Source organism: Peribacillus simplex, assembly GCF_001578185.1.
In the GTDB taxonomy this organism is placed as follows: domain Bacteria; phylum Bacillota; class Bacilli; order Bacillales; family DSM-1321; genus Peribacillus; species Peribacillus simplex_A.
This window is the reverse complement of record NZ_CP011008.1, coordinates 2,863,377-2,889,687: the sequence shown is the minus strand read 5'-3', so window position 1 is coordinate 2,889,687 and position 26,311 is coordinate 2,863,377. Positions and strand designations below refer to the sequence as shown.

Here is a 26,311-nt window from a genome sequence, read left to right as displayed (position 1 = left end):
TGGATAAAACACAATTTTAAATTGATATTACAAAAGGAATCCAACAAATTACAGCTCCCTTTTAATGAAGAAATCGAAAAATGGTAGAAACTTTGCCATTATTTCTATTTTCCCAAAAAAGAAAAATAGAAATTCCGTTTCGTCTTTTAACACTCAAGGTTGCGAGGGGATGGGAAGTATTAGCAGGTTAAACGTTCGAATTGAGGCGAAATCTAATAGGTTCGCCTATATCAATAGGATTGGCAGTGCATACAATAAAGGGGAGACGGAGAGGCCATAAACCAGAAAAAAGTAAGGAGTGTAAATCGTGAAAGTAATGACTATTTTAGGGACTCGACCTGAAATCATCAGATTAAGTCTAATAATCAAGAAATTAGATCAGTATGCCGATTCACATATTTTAGTGCACACCGGACAAAATTTCACCACATCCTTAAGCGAAATATTCTTTCAACAGCTACAGGTAAGAACCCCTGATTATGTCTTGTTGAAACAGCAGCAAACCCTCGGGGAACAGTTAGCGGCCATTTATAAGAATTTAGAAACTATCATATTAAATGAAAAGCCTGACAAAGTATTGGTGTTGGGGGATACGAACTCTGGGCTCAGCTCCATCTTAGCAGAGCGGATGGGTATCCCCGTCATTCATATGGAAGCAGGAAACCGTTGCTTTGACCTGGAAGTGCCAGAGGAGAAAAATCGAAAGATCATTGATGCTGTATCAAGCTTGAATTTACCTTACACTCCTCAAAGTAAAGAGAATCTTTTGAATGAAGGTATCCCCAGTAAAAGAATCTATTTATCGGGAAACCCCATTTTCGAGGTTTTGAACTATTACAACAATGAGATCGAGCAAAGTGTAATTTTGGACAAATTGAATCTCGATAAGGAGGATTATTTCCTCGTTACAGCCCATCGTGCCGAAAATGTTGACTATGAAGATCGATTGATCGAAATTATGAAGGGCATTAATTTGGTCGCCGAAACCTATCAAAAAAGAATCGTATGCAGTTTACATCCCCGGACAAAATCCCGCATAGAACTCAGCCCCAAATTAGAAGTGCACCCATTAATTGAATTCCATGAGCCATTTGGGTTCTTTGACTTCGTAAAGCTTGAAAAAAATGCTTTTTGTGTGCTGACCGATAGTGGAACCGTTCAAGAGGAATGCTGCTTGTTCCATGTACCGACCGTGACGATTCGAAAAACAACGGAAAGGCCAGAAACAATTGAGTCGGGCAGCAATATGTTATCGGGAATTAACGCTAAACAAATTGTCAATTGTGTGAAGGTTATGGTTAACCAGCAAAAGAACTGGACTTTTCCAGAAGGCTACGACCATAAAAATGTTTCGGATAAAGTGCTTAAAATAATACTGGGAGGCCATGAAATTGATTAAGAATCGAACAATCTTGGTAACAGGCGGTACAGGCTCATGGGGATATGAATTGGTTAAGCAGCTATTGGACTTTGAACCGAATGAAATACGGATTTTTTCAAGAAATGAGTCCAATCAATTTACAATGAAACAAGAGTTTGATAATAATCCTAAATTGCATTTCATAATCGGAGATGTAAAAGAGAAGGAAGCTTTATTGGAAGCATGCCAAGGTGTTGATTATATTTTCCATTTGGCAGCGTTAAAGCATGTTCCTGTATGTGAAGATCAACCTATTGAAGCTTTAAAGACGAACGTAATTGGAACCCAGAATGTTATAGAAGCCGCTATAAGCTGTAATGTGCATTCAGTTGTGAACATTTCTACAGACAAGGCCTCGAATCCATCCAATTTTTATGGTCTATCAAAGGCAATGGCGGAAAGACTGATCATACACGCTAATACATTAAACACAAAAACAAGATTTGTTTGTATCAGGGGCGGAAATGTTTTAGGAACGAACGGAAGTGTCATCCATGTATTTAAAAAGCAAATCAAAGAAAAGGGAAAAATAGGTATCACGGACTTAAATATGACAAGGTTCTTTTTAACCATTGAAGATGCGATTAAATTGGTATTTAAGGCAACCTTTGAAAGCATTGGCGGAGAAATATTCGTGATGAAAATGCCATCCTGTAAAATTATTGACCTTGCTCAAGCATTGATCGATTCTTCTGATGTGGAAAACGTTGACGTGGATATCCTAGGTATTAGGCCTGGAGAAAAATTGCATGAACTCCTCCTCTCCGAATACGAAAGTAAAACAACGATTACTTTTGATGATGAGTACTTTGTTATTCTTCCTACAAACCAATCAGAAGAATTAAAGGAACATTATTCAAAATATAAACCTGTAAACTTATTGAACTACAATTCCAGCAAAGAATTGATGAGTAAAGACGAAATCAAAGAGATTTTACAAAAAGGCAGGTTTATTTAAATGAAAGTACTAATCCTTGGCGGAAAAGGGATGGCAGGACACGTAATTACAGCTTATTTTCAACAAAATCCACAGTATAAAGTGTTCTATACATCAAGGGATCCTGAAGATAAGGATAGTATCTACCTAGATATTACGATCCCAACAAAGTTGGAGGAAATCATTGAATCTATAAAGCCTGATATTATTGTTAACTGTATTGGTATATTAAATGATCATGCGAGCAATAATCCAAAGCTGGCCTTTCAGGTAAATAGCTTACTGCCACATGAGTTGGTCAAATTAACTGAACGGAACAATGGTAAATTAATTCATATTAGTACAGATTGCGTGTTTTCAGGAACGAAAGGAAATTATACGGAGGGTGACATTCCTGACGGTACTTCTTTTTATGCTCAATCAAAACAACTGGGAGAAATCATTAGCGATAAACATTTAACTATTCGTACCTCAATTATCGGTCCAGAGTTAAAAGATGATGGCATAGGGTTGTTTCAATGGTTTATGAAACAAAGAGATCAAATTATTGGTTATGAGAAAGTGCTGTGGAATGGAGTGACAACACTTGAGTTAGCTAAAGCCATTGAAGCATTGATTAAGAATAACGTAACGGGCTTATATCATTTAGGTTCTGAGATTAAAGTGTCAAAATATAATCTATTGAAATTAATCAAGAGGACCTTTAATAAAACAGATGTTGAGATTTTACCTGACTCAAAAATCGTACTGGATCGAACAATAAAAAATACAAGGAATGATTGTTATTATCAGATTCCCACTTATGAATATATGCTAAAAGAATTAAAAAGTTGGATGGAAAAGTAATGGGCCAGATGCCAAAATTATTAATTACGGGGGGAAGCGGGTTCACTGGTCAGCATGCGTGTAATCACTTTGTAAACGCAGGTTTTGCTGTTACTGCTGTGTCTAGAAAGGGTTTCGGAATTGGTCAAGTTCAGACAGAGCTTTGTGATCTAACAAACAAGGAAAATGTAGGTAAGTTAATAAAGAAAGTGAAACCCGATTATCTTCTTCATTTAGCAGGGCAAAACCATGTAGGGAAATCATGGATTGATCCTGTTTCTTCTCTGGAAGCAAATGCAATGTCAACCCTATATTTAATTGAAGCCCTTAGGCAAGAAAATCCAGCCTGTAAAGTGGTTATAGTGGGTTCAGCCCTGCAATTTGACCCTCAAAATATTACAACTCTAACACACCCTTATAGTTTAAGTAAAACGCTTCAAGTACTTATTGCCCAATCATGGGGAGTACTTTACAACATGAATGTCGTTATAGCTAAGCCCTCAAACTTAATAGGCCCAGGAATATCAAATGGTGTATGTTCCATATTTGCAAAAAAGATAGTCGATATGGAAGAAAATAAAGCTGAAAAAGTACTTGAAGTAAGTAATCTGCAAGCAAAACGGGATTTTGTGGATGTAAGAGATGCGGTAAATGCTTATGAAATACTTTTAACCCAGGGGAAACCAGGGAAAATCTATGATATTGCTTCAGGGCATAGCCACTCTTTAGGAGAAGTGATCACCGGTTTTAGAAATTTAACAACGATTGACTTTGAAATAAAGTCTAAAGTAAAGGAACAGGAAGAAGGCAGGGTTGAAATTTCACCAGTGGAAATTGTGAAATTAGGTTGGAAACCCGTTCTTTCATTGAAGTCATCCTTAGAGGATACCCTTTATTTTTATCGTAAAAAATAACCTTAATTAATAGACTGAGAAAAACATTGGGAGTGGATTTAATGAGGGATGTAGGTATTGTTATGCCAGTTTATAAGCAAGATCCAAATTACCTTGAATTAGCACTACGTTCAGTGCTGCAACAAACCTACGGAAACTATTACTTAGTGATTGTATCGGATGGGGCGCCATCCGATACAGTAGACGTGATCAAAAAGGTAACTAAAGATGATAAAAGAGTACATCTCATTTTGAAAGAAAAAAATGAGGGAGTGGCAAAGACACTAAATATTGGATTTGATTATTTTATGCAGTTAGATGAGGTTAAATATTTTACTTGGGTTTCCAGTGATAATATCTATTATCCAACGTATGTAGAAAAACTAAGAACTGCATTAAATACTGCTCCAGATAATGTTGGCTTGGCCTATAGTAGCTTCCTGCATATCGATGATAATGGCGACTTCTTGAAAGAACCAAATTTCGAGGAGTTTTATAAGTATCAGGATCAACCTAAAGAATCCCTTCTAGACTTTTGTTTCATTGGAACATCATTTATGTATAAAAAAGAAATTGCAGCCAAGATTGAAGGATACAAACTCGAGCCTGTTGAGGATTATGAGTATTGGCTCCGCTTAACAGACCATTGTGAAATTGTTTATATACCTGAGGCATTAATGCATTATCGAACGAATTCACCTTTGAGTGTTTCCGCTCAACTGAGAAATTCAAAAGAAGAGCATCGCAGATGGAGATATGCTTTTAATCTTGCTAGGCAGGAAGCAAGAAATCGAAGGAAGGTTCCTTTTTTGCTAACCATTATTTACCCTGTGCTGGATGGTAAGGAAGGAACCATAGAAAAATTAGAACAACTTTTAGAACAAACATTTAGTAATTATAAACTAATCATTATCGATAGGAGCTTTGATAAATCCGCTATTAATGTACTTCAGCATATTGAAGACCCGAGAATAAAATTTTTAAACTTACCGGGTATTACTGAGAGGGAATCTATCATAGAGGGGATGAAAGAAGCCGATACACCTTTTTCATTAATATATGGAAAAGGGAATTTCCCCTCCTCACAACTAATTCTAAATAACCTTATCGTTCAAGGAAGAATTCAACAGGTAAACGATATTGCCCTAGTTGATCATAATGTCTTTAATGTAGGTAAACGTTTAATTATTAGTAAAGAAGCACCTGTTTTTGGAAATCTTTATAAAACGGAAAAGCTAAGGGGGATCCTGTCAATGTAGTGCTCCTTTAAAAAATACAAGGAAGGTTTCTTTTAGTTTCCTAATTATGAACATTTGCTAAAAGAATTAAAAAGTTGGATAGAAGAAATGAGCCAGATGCCTAAATTGTTAAGTAAAGGATCAGGAAGAAAGCAGGGTTGAAATTTTACCAGTGGAAATAGGGAGTTTAAGTTGGAAACCAGTTCATTCATTGAAGTCTCCTTAGAGGATATTCTATATTTTTATTGCAAAATTAAACGCTAAATTAAAAGACTGAGAAAAACATTCAAAAAAGCAGGGGGAGTGGATTTAATGAGAGATGTAGGTATTGTAATGCCAGTTTACAAGCAAGATCCAAATTATCTAGAATTAGCATTGCGTTCGGTGCTACAACAAACCTACGGAAACTATTACTTAGTAATTGTATCGGATGGGGCTCCATCTGATACAGTTGAAGTAATCCAAAAGGTAACTAAAGGGGACGAGAGAGTACACCTTATTTTGAAAGAAAAAAATGAGGGAGTGGCAAAGACATTAAATATAGGATTTAAGTATTTTATGCAGTTAGATGAGGTTAAATATTTCACTTGGGTTTCCAGTGATAACATTTATTATCCTACGTTTGTAGAAAAGCTTCGGAATGCATTAGAAAAAGCTCCAGAAAATGTAGGTTTATCATATAGTAGCTTTCGTCATATTGATCACTACGGAAATTTTTTGAAAGAACCTCAATTAGAGGAATTTTATAAATACCAAGATCAGCCAAAAGAAAATTTACTTGATGTTTGTTTTATAGGGGTTTCCTTTATGTATAAAAAACAAATTGCTGCGATGATAGAGGGCTATATGTTAGAACCAGTTGAAGATTATGAATACTGGCTTCGGTTAACGGAATATTGTGATATTGTTTATATAGCAGAAGCTTTGATGGAATATAGAACTGACTCTCCTTTGAGCGTGTCGGCACAGCTAAGAAATTCCAAAGCACAACATCGTAGATGGCGATATGCTTTTAACCTAGCTAGACAGCAAGCCAGAAATCGAAGAAATATTCCTTTTATGTTAACAATTATTTACCCTATTCCAGACGGTTCTGAAAAAACAATTGAAAAGTTAGAACAATTGTTGGAACAATCATTTAGTAATTATAAGTTAATTATTATCGATAGAACTTTAGAACATTCTGCAGTTAAGATAATTCAGAACATAGAAGATCCGAGAGTTTACTTTATTAAATTACCGGGTGCTACAGGAAAAGATGCCATTCTTAAAGGTTTGAATGTAGCAGACACGCCTTTTACACTGATTTATGGAAAAGGAAATTTCCCTTCATCAACATTCTCCCTATATGATCTTATTATTAAAGGCTCTGAAACAAAAAAACAATTAGATTTAGAAAAGGATCCCTTTGCGATTATCGAAAAGGGCTATCGCCTTACAGGCTATCGCTCTTTAATTTTAGGAGAAGAACCGGGTTTTGGGGAGCTCTATGATACAAAAATATTAAAAAAAAGTTTATCACAAAAGGATACGAAAGCTATTCTTTTACCAAGGATATTAGTGAATTCAGTGCCAAAAAGTGGAACACATCTGTTATTACAATTAATTCTTGGAATTCCGGGAATAAGAAGATCTAACTTTTGGGTCTTTGAAGAGCAGCATTTAGAAAAGATGGAAACAGGATATGTAAACACAGGGCATTTTTCCTATTCGTCAGAAAGAGAAGAAAAGATTAGCGAAACAGATATTAAAGCTATATTTATATGTAGAGATTTGAGAGATGTTGTTGTTTCACTTGTTCATTTTGTTATGTTAAACAAATATAACCACCCTTGGAATCCATATATGAAGAGTCATTTAAAGAGCCATGATGAACGACTTATGGCACTTATTCAAGGGGTTAAGCTTAACAAAGAAGAAGAAGTCAAATATGGAATAGATATGTTACCCAGCATATATGAATTTACGAATCAATTCCTAGGATGGGCAAAAGCTGAAGGTGTTTGTTTTGTTACTTTTGAAGAACTTACTCGGAATAATCATTCACAAAATGAATCGATAATGAAAATTATAAATTTTTTATGGGGTGATCTAAAACATTTAAATTTTACAAAACAGCAATTGTTAGAAAAGATGAAACAAAATATTAATTATCAAGCTTCAGAAACATTTAGAAAAGGGAAAATAGGTGATTGGAAAATTGAGTTTAATGAAGAACATAAGAAAGCCTTTAAAGAAATTGCGGGAGACATTCTTATTCAATTAGGTTACGAAAAAGATAATAACTGGTAAATATGAATAATTTTGATTGTGGCAGACTCATTCAAAGTGGGATTATTTATACTACCCATGTGGCTTCCTATAGGTTAGGAAATAATGACCAAAAACCTCTAGGAAGTTTTTTTCATAACTTTGGATAAAAAGTATCCGATTTTTTAGTGCATGAAAAAAGGAATTCAAAAGTTATTTATGAAGGTAGGTTCGGTTCAAAATCCGTGTTAAGTCTATTTAGTCGTCCTGATTTTTTGAGAAAAGGTATTCTACATATCGTACGGGATATTATCAAGTACAATCAGCTTTGGGTTATAATATTCCAAGTTTGAATGGGGATGAATCAAGTAAGGTCGGAAATGAGTGTAAGGGTTTTACCATGAAAAAATATATAATGGATCTTTGCTAGTTAATTTAATAAATCCTTCAAATGTACAAGCATTTTGATGAATGTCTTCATATGTTATTGGATAGCCATAAAGAAAGGATGATGATTGTTGGTTAAGTTACTTGATGCGAGAACTTCCCAAAATGCTAGTTATGCAAACTCGATTGGAATTCTTGTATCTACTACACCTCAACTCTTTGCTAGACTAACTCTTAATGGAGCTGGTGCTACAGGCCTCGTCCGAACTCAAATATCTGGAACAGTAACAGTTCAACTTCCTCTTTTGCCTGTTGCCACGTCTATTACCATGACGATTGTGAGAGGAAATAACCCAACTGATTTCCTTGTTTATTCGGCACGGGAAGAACTTGAATTATCAGTTATAGGACCGCAGATACTATCATTTTCAGCTTCTGATTTTAATGTTCCCATTCCCGCTAATAACCAAGTAGTTTATACGGCGTTCATAACCACCAGTGTAATAGGAACTATAAGAGTAGGCCCAGAAAGCTTCAACGCTTCAATTTATTCAGATTAATAGAATAATTTGGAAATGTAAATAGATTTAGGCTATAAAGCTTACAAAATCAAAACATTGAGAATTGAGAACCGGTAATATATAAATGAAGAGTCCCAAAATATAAGTTAGTTCTATAGGGGCAGCCCTGTAGGAAAATAAACATGTGGAAAAACCGCTTCCTTTTGAATGGAAGCGGTGATTCCCTTTATGTTGTACTCTTACCACTATAAGCGGCTAAAGGCTGGAGAGGAATGGGTCTTATTGATCTGCATTTTTAAGATCGTGGATCATGTTTATAAAATTTTTCGAATATTTACCCGGAGAGAAATTTGTTTCAATATGCTTGACAGCCTTTCTTCTAATATCTTCTCTTAAAGGAATGTTTGACAATAACTCATTTCCTTCTAATTCTGCCTGATCGATATTTCCCTGATCGAAAAATTTTCCTGTTTGATTATGTCTGATAAAACTACGTACCCCATCAGAGTCTGTTGATAGAACAGGGCATCGGCAAACCATTGCTTCCAGAACTGCATATCCAAACCCTTCTACTTTTGATGTAGAACATAAAAAGCCACCGGAGTCACCAATGATTGAAAAATATTCAGCCATTTTATTATGTGGCTGATTTACATACATCTTAAGGTGGTTCTTCAGGCTTAATTCATTAACTTTTTGTTCAAAGGCTAACCTCTCTTCTTGATTTGACAATGTGTCATCTTCAAACATCCAAAGTTGGATAGAAGGATTTTTAGTGATTAATTTAGACCCAATAGATAAAAAGTCTTTCCAGTTTTTATTTTCCTCCAACCTTCCTACCCAGCCAATAATGGGGTTATTTCTCTTTGTGTGTATCTGGTATTTAAAATCATCAGTATTGAAGCAATTATGAAAACAAAATTTTTTCTTATTAGGAAAATAAGTCTCAAACGCTTGAATAAGATGAGGTGTTTGGGGGTACAAAATTGCGTCACAATAATTATCTATTATGGGTGCGTGAGCTTGTAGATAATTATCTGCATATTCTTTGTTGAAACCTAACCCTTGATTTTCGTAAATTAAAATTCCCTTGTACCCAAACTTCTTTATTGTTTGTAATAGCACAAGATCGGAAGCAACAACAATAGCATCATAATTTCCTTTTAGGATAATATCTTTAATTTCATCATCGTTGTTTGAAACAAAAATAGAAGTATTAATTTTGTTTTGTAGTCCCGTTCCATTTTGTGTATATAAAAAGTGACAGTTTATTTGTTCTTTTGCCAGAGCATAAAAGCGTTGTCTATTTAATGTTTCTATTCCGCCGCTCGGAACAAAAAAAGTAAACAAGACATTCATGTCTGTTTTCGGCTTTTCTGAATTTTTAGGTGAGTGCCAGTCTGCTCCCTCAATCGTTCCGTCGTTTTTATTCATGGTTGAATCGTGAGCGATAATACCAGTACCTTCATCCAATTTCCAATAGCCAAAAAGCGCTGGTTCATTCCCGGTAAGTTTTTTACTCATATTTTGTTGGATTTCATGGGACATCCTTGCTGTGCTCCAGATTCGTATTTCATTTAGACCACCAACATAAAAGCTTAAATCCTTCATTCCCGCAAAAACTCCCGAAGGAACTACTGTTTTTTTTCTACTGACTTTTCCCGTTTTAGTATATCTTCCATTTATATATAATGTGGGTTTTTTATTAGCATATACAACAGCAATATGCGTCCAATCATTTATTGGAGTTTCGTGAATCAAAGTCGCAGGGAAATGGTCAATTGTATGCTCATATATTGAAATTCCATTTGTTCCCACCGATACTCCAACACCTGCCCGAGTACCATCCCCATCATCATATGCTCCAAATACCGGTACTATGGCAAATCTTTCGTTAATAATTTTTGAGAAGCCACTTGTCGCTATTTTTTTGACTTCATGAGGAAGTTCAGGTTTTGCCCAGAATTCTATGGTAAATGTATTTTGAATTTCAGTGAATAGTCTTTTTTTAGTCGTTATGGTGCCATTCTTTTGGAAAGCAGGAAAAGTGGTGTGCTGCATAATTGAAAACCCCCAGCAGTTTTTTAAAAAGAATCGAATGCATGTTTATGTACATATAATTCATGTTTAAGTCGTTATAAATGGTGGAAAGCCCTTATCAACATATGTACTTCATCCAATTTTTAGAATATATGACAGATAAGAGACTGAATTTATTGGCAGTTATTAGATAAGATAATCTGTTAATATTCGCTCAATGAGTCTCATATATTACGAATATAGTTATACTTCTTTTGAAGGGAAATTAGGGTTCACTGTTCTTTGAAGGAGGGTGAATGTGGAGAAAGTGTCGATTGTTGTTCCATTTTATAATTGTCCATATATCGATAAAGCTTTGGAGAGTTTGGTCAATCAAACCTACAAAAATATTGAAATTATCGTAGTCAATGACGGCTCTACATTATATTCAGAAAAAATCGATCCGTTTCTAGATAAAATCATTTACATTAAAAAGGAAAATGGCGGGACGGCCAGTGCCTTGAATACCGGCATCGAAAAAGCAGCAGGTGACTATGTATGCTGGCTTAGTTCTGATGACATCTTTTACCCAGAAAAAACGGAAGTCCAGTTGGATCTAATGAAAAGGGAGAATGCCTATTTTAGTTATACCAGTTATTACTGCATGGATGATGATGGAGAGATCATTTCTCCCTTAATAGGGATATACCCGTCTAATCAACTTGAACTTTTTAAAGCAATGATCAGAGGAAACATTATTAACGGCTGCTCGGTTATGATTCACAGGAAGGTTTTCGAGCTCATCGGAGTTTTTGATGAAACGCTTCAATACACACATGATTATGATTTATGGTTGCGGATCTTGCAAAACTTCAAATTTCACTTTGTGCCTCAACCCCTATTACTTTATAGGATTCATACAGAAATGGGCTCTAAAAAACATGAAGGTAGCATCAAATTGGAAAATAGGCATGTGGTTAATCGACATCATGCCAAAATGAAACAATTATTGGTAAATGAACTTAGGAAGCAATAGATGATCATGATGGATAGTGAAGGTCCTTGTTTATAAAACAGGGGCTTCTTTAGCTTGGATATCATCACCAGACCTCGAGAGTGCCCAAATTAATTTTCCAACTTCGTCTTAAGTCAATTAACATACATAAAGCTCTTTGCATATCTTATAGAAATCATTCATTTTTCCCTAATAATAGGGGATTGTCACCAATTGGAAAAAGTTTTTGTTAGCAAGACTTAATTCCGATAATCGACATTGGACGAGCGTAATTCATTGGTAAGTTACAGAAACTTGGCAACATGTAGGTTATAAAAATAAGGGAATGCTCATGTAGGAGGAGAAAATGAGAAAGCTCATTATATTCGCGTTTATCGGATTTCTGGCTCAGCTGATCGATGGGTCATTAGGTATGGCATATGGGGTTACATCCACAACGTTGTTGCTGACATTCGGAATCGCACCGGCAGTGGCCTCGGCATCTGTTCATTTGGCAGAAGTCGTGACAACTGCGGCATCAGGCATTTCTCATTTGAAATTCGGAAATGTGGACCGCCAAGCCCTTTTCAAATTAATCATCCCAGGATCTGTTGGGGCATTTGCAGGAGCGTGTTTTTTAAGTAATTTACCAGGAGATGTGATAAAACCATACATTTCAATATTTTTGCTGTTTCTTGGCGTGTATGTACTTTTTCGCTTTTTAAAAACGTCTCAGAAAATAAATGAAAAGAAATCAATTAATCTATCCAGAAAAAAATCGATAGCATTAGGTTTGATAGCCGGTTTCGCAGATGCAACCGGTGGGGGAGGTTGGGGTCCCATCACAACTCCTGTCCTATTATCCCAAAAAGGCGTTCCTGCCAGAAAAGTTGTTGGAACTGTTGACACAAGCGAGTTTGCTATTGCTGTTTCCGCAACCTTAGGGTTCCTCATTGCATTAGGTTGGCAGGAAGTCAACTGGTTTTGGGTAATCTCCCTTATGGTAGGCGGGATTATTGCTGCCCCGATTGCTGCATGGATCGTTACGAAATTGCCATCTTATTTATTGGGCGTCCTTGTTGGGGGGTTTATCATCTTGACGAATGCCCGGACGTTGATTGCCACTTGGACTAACCATGATCATTGGGCACCCTATATATATATGATTATTTTAATTGCGTGGGCAGGTTCTTTAGTCTTTGTCATCAGGAACAATAAAAAGGGGTCCCATAAAGAATAAAGGGGAGATAGTGTGAGTCAACAAGAGAATATCCATCAACATCCTTTTTCCATTACGAAAGAGCTAAGGCAAACTCTGCACGGACATAAAAGCTATATTCTTTGGTTTACAGGGTTATCAGGGTCGGGTAAGTCTACCATCGCAAATATGGTTGAAGGAAGAATGTATGCGATGGGAATTTCGACATATATTTTAGATGGAGATAATTTACGCAATGGATTGAATGAAGACCTTGGTTTCAGCTCGGATGACCGTAAAGAGAATATAAGGAGAATCGGGGAAGTCTCCAAAATTTTTGTGGATAGCGGAATCGTTGTGTTGGCCACTTTCATTTCGCCTTATGCCAGTGACAGGGAGGAAGTAAGAAAAAAGGTACAACAAGATGAGTTTATTGAAATTTATGTAAAGTGTCCCATCGAAGCCTGCGAAAAACGGGATCCAAAAGGATTGTACAAGAAAGCTAGAAATGGGGAAATCACTCACTTCACAGGCGTTTCGGATCCTTATGAAGAACCTGGAAATCCAGAGATTCTTATAGAAACCAATCATTACACCATTGAAGAATGCGTGCAGCAGGTCATGAAATATTTAAAGGATAATGGTCTTTAACATGTACATGTCCGAATTTGAAAAGGAGAATATGAAACAAACCAAACCAAATCTAATGATTGAGGAGTTATAAATGCAGGCACAAAGGAACATTATCGATCCACATGGCGGGAAATTGATTCAACGTGAATTATCAGCAACTGACCGTCAAGAGTATTTGGAAAAGTGTAAATCCTTATCGTCCCTGACCATCTCGAAATGGAATGTTTCCGATCTGGAAATGATTTCAAACGGCGGGTTCAGCCCGCTTGTGGGATTCATGGGAAAAGTGGATTACCGGAGCGTCATCAAAGATATGCATCTGGCAAATGGTTTACCATGGACGATACCGATCACTCTTCCTGTCACGAAGGAGGAGGCAAGTCGGCTGAACATTGGGGACGAAGTCGCTTTATACAGTGATGAAGGGGAACTTATTGGTATCATTCAGGTGGAAGAGAAGTTTGAATACGATAAGCAGGAGGAAGCCGAACTCGTATATAAAACAGCAGATCCCAACCATCCTGGGGTTAAAAAGCTGTTTGGACAAGGGGATATATATGTCGCAGGACCTATTTATTTAATAAATGGGGCATCACATGAGCCATTCGAAAAATTTCATTTAAACCCTTCCGAAACGAGAAAGATGTTCAAGGATTCAGGTTGGAATACTGTTGTTGGGTTTCAAACGAGGAACCCTGTACACCGGGCCCATGAATACCTGCAAAAAACAGCATTGGAAACTGTTGATGGACTATTATTGCATCCTCTTGTCGGTGAAACGAAAAAAGATGATATACCTGCCGATGTTCGGATGGAAAGTTATCAAGCTTTACTAAAAGGATACTACCCATTGGATAGGGTCTTGCTTGCCATATACCCAGCGGCAATGCGCTATGCAGGGCCAAGGGAAGCAGTATTTCATGCAATTGTTCGTAAGAATTATGGGTGCACACATTTTATTGTCGGCCGAGATCATGCAGGTGTAGGCGACTATTACGGCACATATGATGCCCAAGAAATCTTTAACCAGTTTGACCCCCTGAAAATAGGGATAAAACCCCTGTTCTTTGAACATAGCTTTTTCTGCAAAAAATGCTTGAACATGGCTTCCATGAAAACCTGTCCCCATAAAGATGAAGACAGGTTTATATTAAGCGGGACCAAAGTCAGGGAAATGCTTCGGAAGGGACTTATCCCGCCGCTTGAGTTTACGCGTCCTGAGGTGGCTGAGGTACTTATTAGAGGCATGAAGAGAAATGAAGCTGAGTAAGCTATTGTAAACGCCTTTAGAGATTATACAATAGTTACTCGCTTCTTGGATAGGATCCGGAATAAGGCAATGAAAGTGCAAAGCATACCATTCCATTATTCCTGTTAACATCATTCCTATAAAAATGGCTCTCACTTCAGTTTGGATTGCCAAAATTTAGGGTTTGGGTTATTCTTTATTAAAATAACGGAGCAGGATGGTTTAAGAACAGTTTTTGACGATTCGTAGGTATTAAGTGAATATATCGAATTGGAGGAGGGTAAATGAAAGCAATTGTATACACAAAGTACGGTCCCCCCCACGTTCTTCAACTGAAAGAGGTAGAAAAACCTACTCCTAAAGATAATGAAATACTGGTAAAAGTAAAAGCGACAACGGTAACAATGGGGGATATTCGGTCACGTAGCTTTAAAGTTCCTCTCTCTGTTTGGCTGCCTGCTCGGATCATAATTGGTTTAAGACGTCCAAAAAAATCCATATTAGGCTTGGAGTTATCTGGGGAAGTTGAGTCAGTAGGTAAGGATGTCAAGCTGTTTAAAGCAGGTGACCATGTATTTGCAGCTTCCCAAGTGGGTTTTGGTGCTTATGCCGAGTATAAGTGTCTGCCTGAAGACGGATCAGTAGCCATTAAGCCCAATAATTTATCATTTGAGGAAGCCGCAGCCATTCCAATAGGGGCACGTACAGCATTGTTTTATCTTAGAAAAGCTAACATAGAGAGTGGTCAAAAGGTTCTTGTTTATGGTGCTTCAGGAAGTGTCGGAAGTTATGCAGTTCAGATTGCCAAGTATCTCGGAGCAAGAGTTACAGGGGTTTGCAGTACCACAAATTTAGAATTGGTAAAATCTCTGGGAGCAGATAAAGTAATCGACTACACTAAAGAAGATTTATCCAGAATGGATGAGACCTATGATGTTATATTTGAAGCGGTAGATAAGAGTTCGTTTTCAGCTTGTATGAAATCGCTGAAAAAGGACGGAACTTATCTAAATGTCACTGTACCGTTACCAGGTGTTCGAATGCTATGGACTAAATTGACAAGCGGCAAGAAGCTAATATTGAGTCAGAATTCACCTGAAACCCCCGAAGCTCTAAACTTACTTAAAGAACTTGTTGAAGCGGGGAAGTTAAAAGTGGTCATTGACAGATATTATGCGTTTGAAGAGATAGTTGAAGCCCATAGATATGTCGAGAAAGGACACAAGAAGGGAAATGTCGTAATAACTGTGGAACATAACAGCAAATCCTAATTATGGCAGGGGATATTCAATTACTGTATTCATTGAATGTCTATATATCATGTAATCTGTTTATGGATTGGGAAACTATGTCAAGCCCTCATAAAGCTAAAGGGTGCGTTCTTATTATAGGGTTAGCCGGATGTTTATACTGGTTGACCTTTTTTTAATGGAAGTCTGATATATCAGTAGCTAGGGCAGTTCGTACGGGTGTTGCGCTACAAATTTATGGAGGCCTAAAGGTGGTTGTTCAAAATTAATGGGCCATGAAAAAAATGGGGATGCACAAAAATTCATTCATATCTAAGTGGGGCAATGCGAAGGGACGTGTATAGAAAGTAAGGGCCTGGGGCGGTTATTTAAATAAATGTTCATAAACAAATAATGATGGTTTTTCTCAAGGGATTTATCCAAGTTTAAACTAATTTAAATGGCTAAGAGGAATCTAGTTTTAGGGAGTGGAGAAATGTTTCCTATATTAAGAACTGAACGGTTGGTCTTGAGAGAATTGGTTGAAGGTGATGCATGGGATATATTAAATTGTTTTTCCAATCCAGATGTACTACGGTATTATGGTCAAACTCCATTAACAAATACAGAACAGGTGAAGCAAATTATTAGGAATTTTTCAAAGAACTTCGATGAAAAACGTGGGATTAAATGGGGAATTGAATTGAAAGGGAAGGATGGCATTATTGGAACAATTGGATTTCAAGAGTGGTCTCATGAACATAAGAGAGCAGAACTGAGCTATGCACTTTTCCCAAGTGATTGGGGTAACGGTTATGCAACAGAAGCTGCCAGTGAGGTGATTTCTTATGGTTTTAAAGAGCTTGACCTAACGCGTATTGGAGCAATTGTTTTTATTGAAAATAAAGCATCCAATAAGTTGTTGACAAATTTAGGTTTCAAAAAAGAAGGGACATTGAGAAATTATATGTACCAAAATGATGTTTCATTTGATACTAATCTATACTCTTTAATAACAGTAAAACCTTAATGAAATAACAAAAGCCTATTTAAACTAAAGTTTCTCTTGTATACAGCTATTGTGAAACAGAGAAAATCCTTCGTTCCGGATTATATTCCAACCGATATGAATGAAGCTCTACTTAATGAGGCTGAAATAATATTCAAGATTGATTATTTTCTGTAGATGGAGGATGGTTTGGCAGGTACCATAGTGAAATACCTTAAAGTACCAGTATATAATATTATGAATAATACCAGCATTTAAGAAGCTAAGACACTACAATTCATGTTTTGATAGAAATAGTAGTGTCTTAGCGTCTCTTATTTTTTTCGATGATCCACTATAGTATTAGTGTACAAAGATATGGAATCAGGTAATGCTGTTGTGCTAAGCAGATATACCTTTATTTTTTCTTTGAAGAATCCAAATTTCCATTGCCCCGGAGCCAAGCAATACACCTGAAACAATGAAGATCAGACCAATGAAATGTGCAGGCACAATGGCTTCATTAAGAAAAAGTGCTGCCCCTAACAGAGAGAATAAGGTGTTTAAGTTAAGAAATATGGATGATTCGGCTGCGCCTACCTGACCAATTGCATAATTATAGCTCATGTGTCCAAGGGCAGTGGCAAAAATAGCTGAGAAAAAGAACGCTCCCCAGGTGGAAGGCGGTGCAATTGCCAGTGAAGATAAGCCATCAGGTTCCTTCCATAAGCTTATGGCAAATAGAACAAAAGACCCGATCAGCATCATGTAGCCGGTTAATAATCGTGGATCCATTGTTTTTGATGCTTTATTTATGAGTATGAAACTTAACGCCTGTGAAAGAATGGATAGCAAAATATCCACATCCCCCAGATTAATAGAATGAATTCCTCCACTTCCTGCCATGACGGTAAAACTCACACCTAGCGCACCGCAAATAAAGCCAAGAAGCCGAATTAAAGTGGGCTTTTTTCGAAAGAATATCATAGTCAAGATGACAGTCAAAATAGGCCCCATGCCCAAAATCAGCCCGGTATTCGAAGCGGATGTTTTCGTTAATCCCTCAGCTAAAAAATAATGATGAAAAACGACACTCAAAAGTGCTCCACCAAAAACGTAAAAAAGTTCACTTTTTTTAGGAAGACGTATTAGTCCAAGAATGATAAGGATAAGAATTACTACAAGGGAAGCTGTAAAAATTCTCAAAGAAGTTATTGTTATGGGCTGTGTATTCGCAACTAAAATTTTAATAACTGAAACGTTTAATCCCCATGTGATCATAATTCCGGAAAGTAAGATGTAAATTTTCACATAGCTCATTCAAAACAACCTTTCAAACTTATTTAACAATATATTATACAGCTTTCTCCAAATTAATAGCAAAGAGTAAAATTTGAAATACAAGTCTTAAGATGAAAAAGCAGAAACCGCTAATCAATAGAAAGTCCCTTCCGTTTTTCGTAATATGGGTTTTTTCATCGTTGGTTAAGCTTAAATATGTCTCGGAAAAAGGTGAAATAAAAATAAAATCAAGACAAAGCATATGATAAGGCTGGAAAGATTTATGCACTAAAGATGTTGCTAATGAGGATAAATCTGTAACATTCAATACCGCTGAAGCTAAGACACAAATACCAAATGGTACTAAGGTAACTAAGGTCTATTGTTTATGAGGTATCACTAAGCGGTTCTGTTATGCTATCAAATGCAGAAGTTGAATTTACAGCAAAGAATAGTGCTTATGTGGATTATGTCATTAGAACCCAAAATAAAGAGTCCGAGGCAATAAGCAAAGAGCGGTACCTAAAATGAAACAGATAAAAGATATTGGATAAATAATAATGTGTACCAGCCACTTCTATAAGCACTAGGGGAGTGGCTTTTTTTTAGTTAATTTGTATGCAAGGTCAAATAAACCACCTAAATTGTCCTTTTTATAATGCTAAAAACTCATATCACTATGATAGTATAGAGGCCAATTCCTTAAAGCAATATTTTTGGATAGAAATTAGAGTTCAGCATAAAAAAACGGTACAGCAACAATAAAGTCGTTTAGTTTTGAAATACTCGCATAATACCGTTATAAATTTAGTTCAAATAAAAAATAAGATATTTAATTTCAATCGTCATAAAGTGATAAACCCAATAATAATGATAATAAAGTTGTAAGAATTGGACTGTAAACCCTTGAGGTTACCATGAACAAAACTGTCCTAGTGAATACTGTGGCAACACAGGCGAAATTGCAGGCCTGACTGTATCAGACGAGGTTTTTCGGGCCAGACTCGATTTTATAAGGTTCAAGAAGTGAAGGGAATTATATAGGTGAAAGCTTTGGTTCACTATGTGATGGGGGAAATCCCACTTAGACAATTGATAGAGGCCACCTTAAGTAATCAATATCTATGGGGGAAGGATTTGAGCGATATCACGAACCTAGGAAACGAATTATGTCGATATTTGGAAGGGATGATGGACTGAAATTATCGGTTGTTGGTTAGGTAAAGTAAAGTTGATGAATAACCTTCCAATCTCTTATATTATAGCCCGTCAGCGGTGAATGTTTGCACTTGAAAGATCAGTAAAAGTGAAATGAACATATGTTTTCCAAAATGAATGTGCATTAACATTCCGTTATTTTTTACTTTATTTTATTTGTATTTTTGGTATAATTGATTAGTGATAAATTTTCTTGGTAGTTTCCTAATGGAAAGATATCAAAAGAATTACATATTCTTTATTCCCGTGAAGGGGAGTAGCGTCAGGGATAACCTGAAATAAAGTCGTCATTACGTGGGAATTCCACCGGCTTTATTGGCCTAATTCATTTAGTGCTTAGCGAGACCTTTGCCATTTATGGCAGAGGTCTCTTTATTTTTGTATAAAGGAGGAAAATGTATTGGATTTTTTATCAGGTGAATTTATTTCAGGACTTTTAGCGATCATTATGATAGATTTGGTTCTTGCTGGTGATAATGCGATCCTTATTGGATTGGCTGCAAGAAAGCTTCCAAAAGATCAGCAAAAAAAGGTGATAATATGGGGAGCGGTCGGGGCAATCGTGATAAGGATCATTGCAACGCTGCTGGTTGTCGTAATCTTAAAGGTGCCTGGACTGCATTTAATAGGGGGATTACTTCTGGTATGGATCGCTTATAAGCTCCTTATCGATGAAGAGGAACACGATTTGAAGCCTGCAGACTCCATGTGGGCTGCCATAAAAACCATTATTATTGCAGATGCTTTGATGGGATTGGATAATGTCCTAGCGGTTGCAGGAGCTTCTCATGGTAATTTCACTTTAGTGGTAATCGGTTTACTTGTATCCATTCCAGTAGTGATGTATGGAAGCACTTTGATCTTGAAACTGATTGAACGCTTCCCATTCATCATAATAATTGGTGCGGGAATTCTAGGCTGGACAGCTTCTAAAATGATTGTAGCTGAACCGTTCATGCACGACTACTTTGTAAATCCCTTCATCAAATATGGATTTGAAGCAATTGTCGTGATTGGAATCCTGGTTGCTGGAACTTCAAGACAGCAAAAGATAGAAAAAGAGAAAGCAAACAGCGATAAAATGCAAATTGAACGTAATGGATAATGGGGACCAAGAGACCTTTCGCAAATGAAAGGTCTCTTCTTTTTGTCTAAGCCCGAATTGATACAAGTTACCAAAACAAGGAAAGGGTGTACCAAAGTCCTGATTTTGGTACACCCTTTTGCAACTATTTAAGGAAACGATGATATGCTCTTTTGTCTTAATCCATTAAAGGAATATGATTAATCTTAAAAATTCCAGCTACATTCCGATCTCTATATCTATCTGGGCCAATCGATCCCTGTTTGATATAGTGCGTATTTATTAGTTTAAGTTAATCCATACACTTTTAACTTCCGTATAATTATCCAATGCATAACTGCCCATTTCCCGACCGATTCCACTTTGTTTATAACCACCAAATGGAGATGCTGCATCAAAGGCGTTATAGCAGTTTACCCATACTGTACCTGCTTGTAATTCATTGGCCACATAATGGGCTTTTTTTACATCTTGTGTCCATAAACCAGCAGCCAATCCATATTCAGAGTTATTTGCACGGTTTATCACATCGTCCAAATCGTCAAAAGGCATGGCAGCCACAACAGGACCGAAAATTTCTTCTTTAGCGATTGTCATTTCATCTTCAACACCAGCAAATATTGTAGGTGCTACAAAATAACCCTCTCCTTGTCCGTAATTGCCCCCTGTAACCACTTCAGCTCCTTCAGACTTCCCTTTTTCGATATAACTGCCCACTCTTTCCAATTGTTCATTGGATACCAAAGGCCCTATCTGGGTAGATGGATCAAGACCGGCACCTTGTTTAATATTTTTTGCGTGGGACACTAAGTCAGCTACTACGTTATCATAGGATTTCTTCTGAATATACAGGCGGGAACCGGCACAGCAAACTTGTCCTTGATTAAACATGATGCCCATTAAAGCACCAGGAATGGCTTTACTCATATCTGCATCCGGTAATATGATATTAGGTGATTTCCCGCCTAATTCCAACGAGATTTTTTTCACTGTACCGGATGCTTGGCGCATGATCATTTTCCCTACTGAGGTTGAACCTGTAAACGCAATTTTATCGACATCAGGATGGTCAACAAGCGGTGACCCTGCTGTTTCACCAAATCCAGGTATCACATTAAGTACGCCAGGAGGAAAACCTGCTTCAAGCGCCAATTGCCCTAAATATAATGCTGAAAGCGGCGTTTGCTCCGCTGGTTTTAAAACAATCGTACATCCGGTTGCAAGGGCTGCACCTAATTTCCATGCGGCCATAAGTAGAGGGAAATTCCAAGGGATGATCTGTCCTACCACTCCAACTGCTTCATGACGGGTATAATTAAAGTAATTCCCTGCAACAGGTATTGTTTGACCTACTATTTTAGTGGTCCATCCAGCGTAATAACGGAAGTGATCGATTGCAAGAGGGACGTCTGCATTTGTGGTTTCGCCAATTGGCTTACCATTATCCAGGGTATCTAATTGTGCTAACGCCTCTTTATGATCCTCCATAAGATCAGCTAATTTATAAATGAGGCGACTGCGTTCTGATGCACTCATTTTTTTCCAAGGACCGTTGTCGAAAGCCTTACGGGCTGATTTGACGGCTTTATCTACATCTTCTGGTCCTGCTTCACTCACAATGGCCAGAACCTTGCCGTTTGAAGGATCGAGGGTCTTAAAGGTTTTTCCTGAAGCAGCTTCCACCAATTCTCCATTAATCAAAAGCTTTTTAGTGCCTTTTAAGAAATCTTGCACTCGCGGATTAAGTTTAATAGTTTGTTCCATGTATAATACCCCTTTTCAAAGTAAAGTTCGATCATGTAACTCTGTTCGGACATGGCGTTCTCTAAGTAAAATGTTTATGTCTACAATTTATCTTTGGCTGGTCTGTGGCATGCATGAATTTCTTTAGTCATTGGAATCTAAGGCTCTTATTTTTGGAATTATTTCCCTCCCTATCAAAAAGGATTCAATTTCTTGTCATGTAATTATGCAAGTCATATGCCAATAACAAAAAAACAATGAAATCAATTGAAGTGGAGCGAAGGAAGGCATATAACTGTTCCAATATGGAACAGTTATGTGTTCCAAAATGGAGCAAAAAAGTATAATATTTGGCATAACTCAGTTTTCATTTTGGTTAATATCTGAATTTTCTGTTATGATTAAATTATATGGATGAACCTTTAATGCTCTGAAACTGAAGAGAGCTTATTGTGACCTTAATGAAAAATTGAATCAAAATAACCGTTGCCGTTTATTGAATTTTACATATGGGAGGACTTATTCAATGTCTGTTAATATTAACGCAGGTAAAGAAACCATTCCGGCATTTATTCAAGAATCATGGAAGCGGTGCCATTCAAAAGGTCTTCAGCCAAGCATGATGGATAAGGAAGATATGCTTGGCGAATTTGAGTTGGCTGAATATCACGATCAATACGCAGAACTCTTGTACCACTCTTCCCCCCTTTTAGAAGAAGTCTATAGTTCGATCAATGGCCTGGAGTCGATTTTATTACTTGCTGCTCCTGAAGGATATATCATCGAAACAGTTGGCGATCCAGCCTTCATACGGCATGCAGATAATGTTTCCCTCAGAAAAGGGGCCAATTGGCTAGAGGAAACAAAAGGGACAAATGCAATCGGAACGGCCATAATAGAGAAAAAACCTGTATTGATTCACGGCAATCAACACTTTCATCAGGATAACCATTTCCTTACTTGTGCCGCTTCCCCCATTTATCACCCTGATGGGCATCTACTAGGTGTTTTGAACTTAAGCAGTCATCAACAGAATTATCATCCTTTTTCCATTAGTTTAGTTCAGAGGGTGGCTGATAGTATCAAACAGGCACTCCAATTGTCCCATACTCAGAAAAGGGAGAAAAACCTTTATTTTATATATGATCAATACCCAGATCCTCTAATTACCATTGATAAAGAGGGCAAAGTTACAAATCTCAATATTGCGGCGTCAAATATTATTGGCACATTGAAAAAACCGATATCGAATATAATATCAGGATTAGACCCACTTGTTTTAGGAAAAAGGATTTCAATAAAAGACCAGGAATTCGCAGTTCAAACCCTTGGTGAAAACATAGAACATCAATCCTCCGTGATCCTACGGTTAAAAAAACAAAAATTGAATGATGGTTTAACTAATCGATATCAATTTACCGATATGATCAGTAATGATCCACAAATGAATCAAACCATATCCATTGCTAAAAAAGCTGCAATGCTTGATATCAGCCTGCTAATTACTGGAGAAAGTGGAACGGGAAAAGAGCTGTTCGCTCAATCCATTCATGGGGTTAGCTTAAGAAGTGATAAACCGTTCATCGCGATCAACTGCAGCGCAATACCCGAAAACTTATTGGAAAGTGAGTTATTCGGGTATGAAAAGGGTGCCTATACTGGCGCAAAAAGCGGCGGACATAAGGGGAAATTCGAAGCTGCTGATGGCGGAACCCTGTTTTTGGATGAAATCGGGGACATGCCGCTTTCAGCTCAAGCGACTCTGCTTCGCGTGCTTCAGGAACGATGTGTGACGCGTGTCGGTGGACATGCTTCCATTCCAATCGATGTAAGGATCATTGCCGCCACCAACAAAGACTTACAAAAAGAAATGGAAGCGGGAGAATTCCGTGCCGATCTATTTTTCCGACTGTGTGGATTATCATTAAAACTTCCAAATTTAAGGAGTCGTAAAGATTTATTACTGTTAGCAGAATACATTTTAGCTGAAATACCTTATAAGAATGAATATACCGAACTAACGGACGATGCTAAATCATTCATTTTGGAATATTCTTGGCCAGGAAATTTCCGCGAATTACAAAACGTGCTCGGCCAGGCTGTATTCCTAGCTGATAATGGTCCGATTACAAGGGGCACGCTCAGGGCACTTTGCCCTGTTTCAACTACACTGGAAAAAAGGGCAGATGCCGATCGGGAACCAAGAAACTTTCAAGAACATGAAACCCAACTTATTAGAAAAGCGTTGGAAAGAACAAATGGAAATATTAGTACCGCCGCAAAACAACTTGACATCGGCCGAAATACACTTTATAGAAAAATGGGAAAGTACGGAATTTCCTATCAAAAGTAAGAGTTTCATAGGATATAAAAAGCGGGAATAAAGTGGTTCCCTTTTATTGCCATTTCCTGCTCCCGCCTGATTTGTTGGTTCTTTGTTATAGCAAGCACTACCAAAATGAGCTACATTTCAACCTCAAAAACAATAATTTATGAAGTGCAGAAAATCAAAATCTCATATAGAATGATGTTATTGATATAGTATCTAAAATTCCGCAAGGGGATGTGGTGGTCAAAAGTATGGAATTGACATTTGAACATATGAAGTATAAAAATGTATTGATTCAATATCTGGAAGAAAATGAATCTTTGTTTTTAAATGAATGGAACAAGACCATTAAAATCGATGAAATAGACCCCTACAAAGAAAGAATTAAAGAAAATGGATATGGCATGTACTCGCTGGTCATCCAAACGTTTAAGGAGGCATTGTTTGAAGATGTGTTGATAAAATTAGCTTACCAGGTTGCGAAAGAACGCCTTGAAGCTAATATCAACATCGGGGACTTTCTATATAATATTAATTTAGGGAGAAATATCATAATCAGGAATGTTTTTGGTGCCAATATCCCCATTTATTATATGCAGAAATTCATTAATGAAATCAATTTGCACTTTGATACGTTCAGCTATCATGCCGTAACGAGATATACGAATCTTACAAATGAAGTGATTGAGGAAAAAAAGTCTTATATCAGTGAAAATCATAAAGATAAATTAGCGGTACTTGGACAGATATCATCAAGCTTTGTACATGAGTTCCGAAACCCGCTTACAGCTATCATGGGCTTCAATAAATTATTGAAGAGGGAGAATCCAGGCTTAAAGTATTTGGATATCATTGATTATGAATTAAATCAGTTGAATTTCAGGATAACCCAATTCCTGCACACCTCTAAATCTGATTTTAATGAGGAACAACGAGAAGAAATTTCCGTGTTAAAGTTAATTGAAGAAATACAAGAACTGACATACGCGAATATTGTGGATGCCAGCGTAAATGTGGAATTAGATATTTATCCAAACTTAGTCATGACAGCGAACAAGGATGGGTTGAAACAAGTGTTCTTGAATCTTTTTATAAATTCCATTGATGCATTAAAGGATAAGGAACACCCTAGAATTTTGAAGATAGACTCTTTAATTGAGGCGAATGAGAAAATAATTCGAATTTCTAATAATGGACCGGCCATTGCCAGTGAATTGATCGAATCAATTTTTGAGCCCTTTGTCACAACAAAAGAGTTAGGAACGGGAATTGGATTATATGTATGTAAAAAGATCATTGAAAGGAATGATGGGTATATGAATTGTGTCTCTAATGAAAATTTAACCACATTCAGCATCCATTTCCCAGATTTGTCATAATTCAATGGTGTTTGATTATGTTTTTATTTTTTTCATATATACATTTACTGCTGCAATAAGTTTTTTTGAACTTGTGATTGGTGTAACGACCGAACGTTTACACGTTCCGGATGAGTACTGGAAAATACTTATATGATACTTAATTCGAAACACAAATGCCCTTATCTAATTACTTTTAATAATAAGGTTCTTCTATTTCTATTATTATTTAATACATAATCTATAATTATATCGTTAAATACGAAAAAGAGCTGTAATCATCAATTATGAAAATATCATTATAAATTAAGTGGAAAATGCCTACATTCTCTAAACTTTGAGTGTAGGCTTCTTTTTTTCTAGATATCATTAATTATTAGAAATTTTTAATTTTTTTAGGAAAAAGATGTGATTCGTTTGTGAATTAAAAAGTAAGAATAATTAATAAATGATTCGTTTTTTTTCTTTTCGATTCAGTAATGAATCGAATCTATGGATATGAACAATCCCAAATCCT

19 protein-coding genes are annotated in these 26,311 nt (G+C 36.8%); 16 read left to right on the top strand and 3 right to left on the bottom strand.

Annotation, left to right across the window (positions count from 1 at the left end; genetic code table 11):
* Positions 1-307: 307 nt before the first annotated feature.
* The 7 genes from wecB to UP17_RS13335 all read left to right on the top strand — a co-directional run bounded on the left by wecB (position 308) and on the right by UP17_RS13335 (position 8,510).
* Positions 308-1,399, top strand: a complete 1,092-nt coding sequence (gene wecB, locus UP17_RS13365; RefSeq protein ID WP_061463451.1) for a non-hydrolyzing UDP-N-acetylglucosamine 2-epimerase — start codon at positions 308-310, stop codon at positions 1,397-1,399.
* Positions 1,392-2,378 carry a polysaccharide biosynthesis protein gene (locus UP17_RS13360; RefSeq protein ID WP_061463450.1) on the top strand — a complete coding sequence of 329 codons (987 nt, stop codon included), beginning with the start codon at positions 1,392-1,394 and terminating at the stop codon, positions 2,376-2,378. Before wecB ends, UP17_RS13360 begins: the two co-directional genes overlap by 8 nt.
* On the top strand, positions 2,379-3,203 hold the full coding sequence (locus UP17_RS13355; RefSeq protein WP_061463449.1) for a dTDP-4-dehydrorhamnose reductase family protein: 825 nt from the start codon (positions 2,379-2,381) through the stop codon (positions 3,201-3,203).
* Complete coding sequence (locus UP17_RS13350; protein ID WP_061463448.1) at positions 3,203-4,096, top strand: NAD-dependent epimerase/dehydratase family protein; 894 nt, start codon at positions 3,203-3,205, stop codon at positions 4,094-4,096. The genes UP17_RS13355 and UP17_RS13350 overlap by 1 nt, the downstream gene beginning before the upstream one ends.
* A 41-nt stretch (positions 4,097-4,137) precedes the next feature.
* A complete protein-coding gene (locus tag UP17_RS13345) occupies positions 4,138-5,334 on the top strand; it encodes a glycosyltransferase family 2 protein (protein ID WP_061463447.1) in 1,197 nt (398 codons plus the stop codon).
* Positions 5,335-5,625: 291 nt separating this feature from the next.
* A complete protein-coding gene (locus UP17_RS13340) occupies positions 5,626-7,605 on the top strand; it encodes a glycosyltransferase (protein WP_061463446.1) in 1,980 nt (659 codons plus the stop codon).
* 476 nt (positions 7,606-8,081) lie between these two features.
* Positions 8,082-8,510, top strand: a complete 429-nt coding sequence (locus UP17_RS13335; protein WP_061463445.1) for a hypothetical protein — start codon at positions 8,082-8,084, stop codon at positions 8,508-8,510.
* Positions 8,511-8,750: 240 nt separating this feature from the next.
* Here UP17_RS13335 and UP17_RS26590 read toward each other — a convergent pair whose 3' ends face one another.
* Complete coding sequence (locus UP17_RS26590) at positions 8,751-10,532, bottom strand: glycosyltransferase (RefSeq protein ID WP_081108816.1); 1,782 nt, start codon at positions 10,530-10,532, stop codon at positions 8,751-8,753.
* 271 nt (positions 10,533-10,803) lie between these two features.
* On the opposite strand from UP17_RS26590, the gene UP17_RS13325 reads away from it, so the two are divergent.
* The 6 genes from UP17_RS13325 to UP17_RS13300 all read left to right on the top strand — a co-directional run bounded on the left by UP17_RS13325 (position 10,804) and on the right by UP17_RS13300 (position 16,823).
* Positions 10,804-11,526 (top strand): glycosyltransferase family 2 protein, encoded by a 723-nt coding sequence (locus UP17_RS13325; RefSeq protein WP_061463444.1) that lies wholly within the window; start codon positions 10,804-10,806, stop codon positions 11,524-11,526.
* 325 nt (positions 11,527-11,851) lie between these two features.
* Positions 11,852-12,724, top strand: a complete 873-nt coding sequence (locus UP17_RS13320) for a sulfite exporter TauE/SafE family protein (protein ID WP_061463443.1) — start codon at positions 11,852-11,854, stop codon at positions 12,722-12,724.
* A 12-nt stretch (positions 12,725-12,736) separates the two neighbouring features.
* Positions 12,737-13,333 carry an adenylyl-sulfate kinase gene (gene cysC, locus UP17_RS13315; protein WP_061463442.1) on the top strand — a complete coding sequence of 199 codons (597 nt, stop codon included), beginning with the start codon at positions 12,737-12,739 and terminating at the stop codon, positions 13,331-13,333.
* A gap of 73 nt (positions 13,334-13,406) precedes the next feature.
* Positions 13,407-14,585 (top strand): sulfate adenylyltransferase, encoded by a 1,179-nt coding sequence (sat, locus tag UP17_RS13310; protein WP_061463441.1) that lies wholly within the window; start codon positions 13,407-13,409, stop codon positions 14,583-14,585.
* 263 nt (positions 14,586-14,848) lie between these two features.
* Complete coding sequence (locus UP17_RS13305; RefSeq protein WP_061463440.1) at positions 14,849-15,835, top strand: NAD(P)-dependent alcohol dehydrogenase; 987 nt, start codon at positions 14,849-14,851, stop codon at positions 15,833-15,835.
* Positions 15,836-16,289: 454 nt separating this feature from the next.
* Positions 16,290-16,823, top strand: a complete 534-nt coding sequence (locus tag UP17_RS13300) for a GNAT family N-acetyltransferase (protein WP_061463439.1) — start codon at positions 16,290-16,292, stop codon at positions 16,821-16,823.
* 360 nt (positions 16,824-17,183) lie between these two features.
* On the opposite strand, the gene UP17_RS13295 is transcribed toward UP17_RS13300, so the two are convergent.
* The gene (locus tag UP17_RS13295) at positions 17,184-18,101 is read right to left on the bottom strand and encodes a DMT family transporter (protein WP_061463438.1); all 918 of its coding nucleotides are present in this window, start codon (positions 18,099-18,101) and stop codon (positions 17,184-17,186) included.
* 1,579 nt (positions 18,102-19,680) lie between these two features.
* Here UP17_RS13295 and UP17_RS13290 point away from each other — a divergent pair.
* Entirely contained in the window at positions 19,681-20,385 is a 705-nt protein-coding gene (locus UP17_RS13290) for a TerC family protein (RefSeq protein WP_061463437.1), read from the top strand.
* 261 nt (positions 20,386-20,646) lie between these two features.
* Here the strand turns inward: UP17_RS13290 and UP17_RS13285 are convergent, their stop codons facing one another.
* Entirely contained in the window at positions 20,647-22,128 is a 1,482-nt protein-coding gene (locus tag UP17_RS13285; RefSeq protein ID WP_061463436.1) for an aldehyde dehydrogenase family protein, read from the bottom strand.
* Between the two features lie 505 nt (positions 22,129-22,633).
* Here UP17_RS13285 and UP17_RS13280 point away from each other — a divergent pair.
* The gene (locus UP17_RS13280) at positions 22,634-24,460 is read left to right on the top strand and encodes a sigma-54-dependent Fis family transcriptional regulator (RefSeq protein ID WP_061463435.1); all 1,827 of its coding nucleotides are present in this window, start codon (positions 22,634-22,636) and stop codon (positions 24,458-24,460) included.
* Positions 24,461-24,687: 227 nt separating this feature from the next.
* Positions 24,688-25,815, top strand: coding sequence for a histidine kinase N-terminal domain-containing protein (locus tag UP17_RS13275; protein WP_061463434.1), 1,128 nt, complete (start codon positions 24,688-24,690; stop codon positions 25,813-25,815).
* The last annotated feature ends 496 nt before the right edge of the window (positions 25,816-26,311 follow it).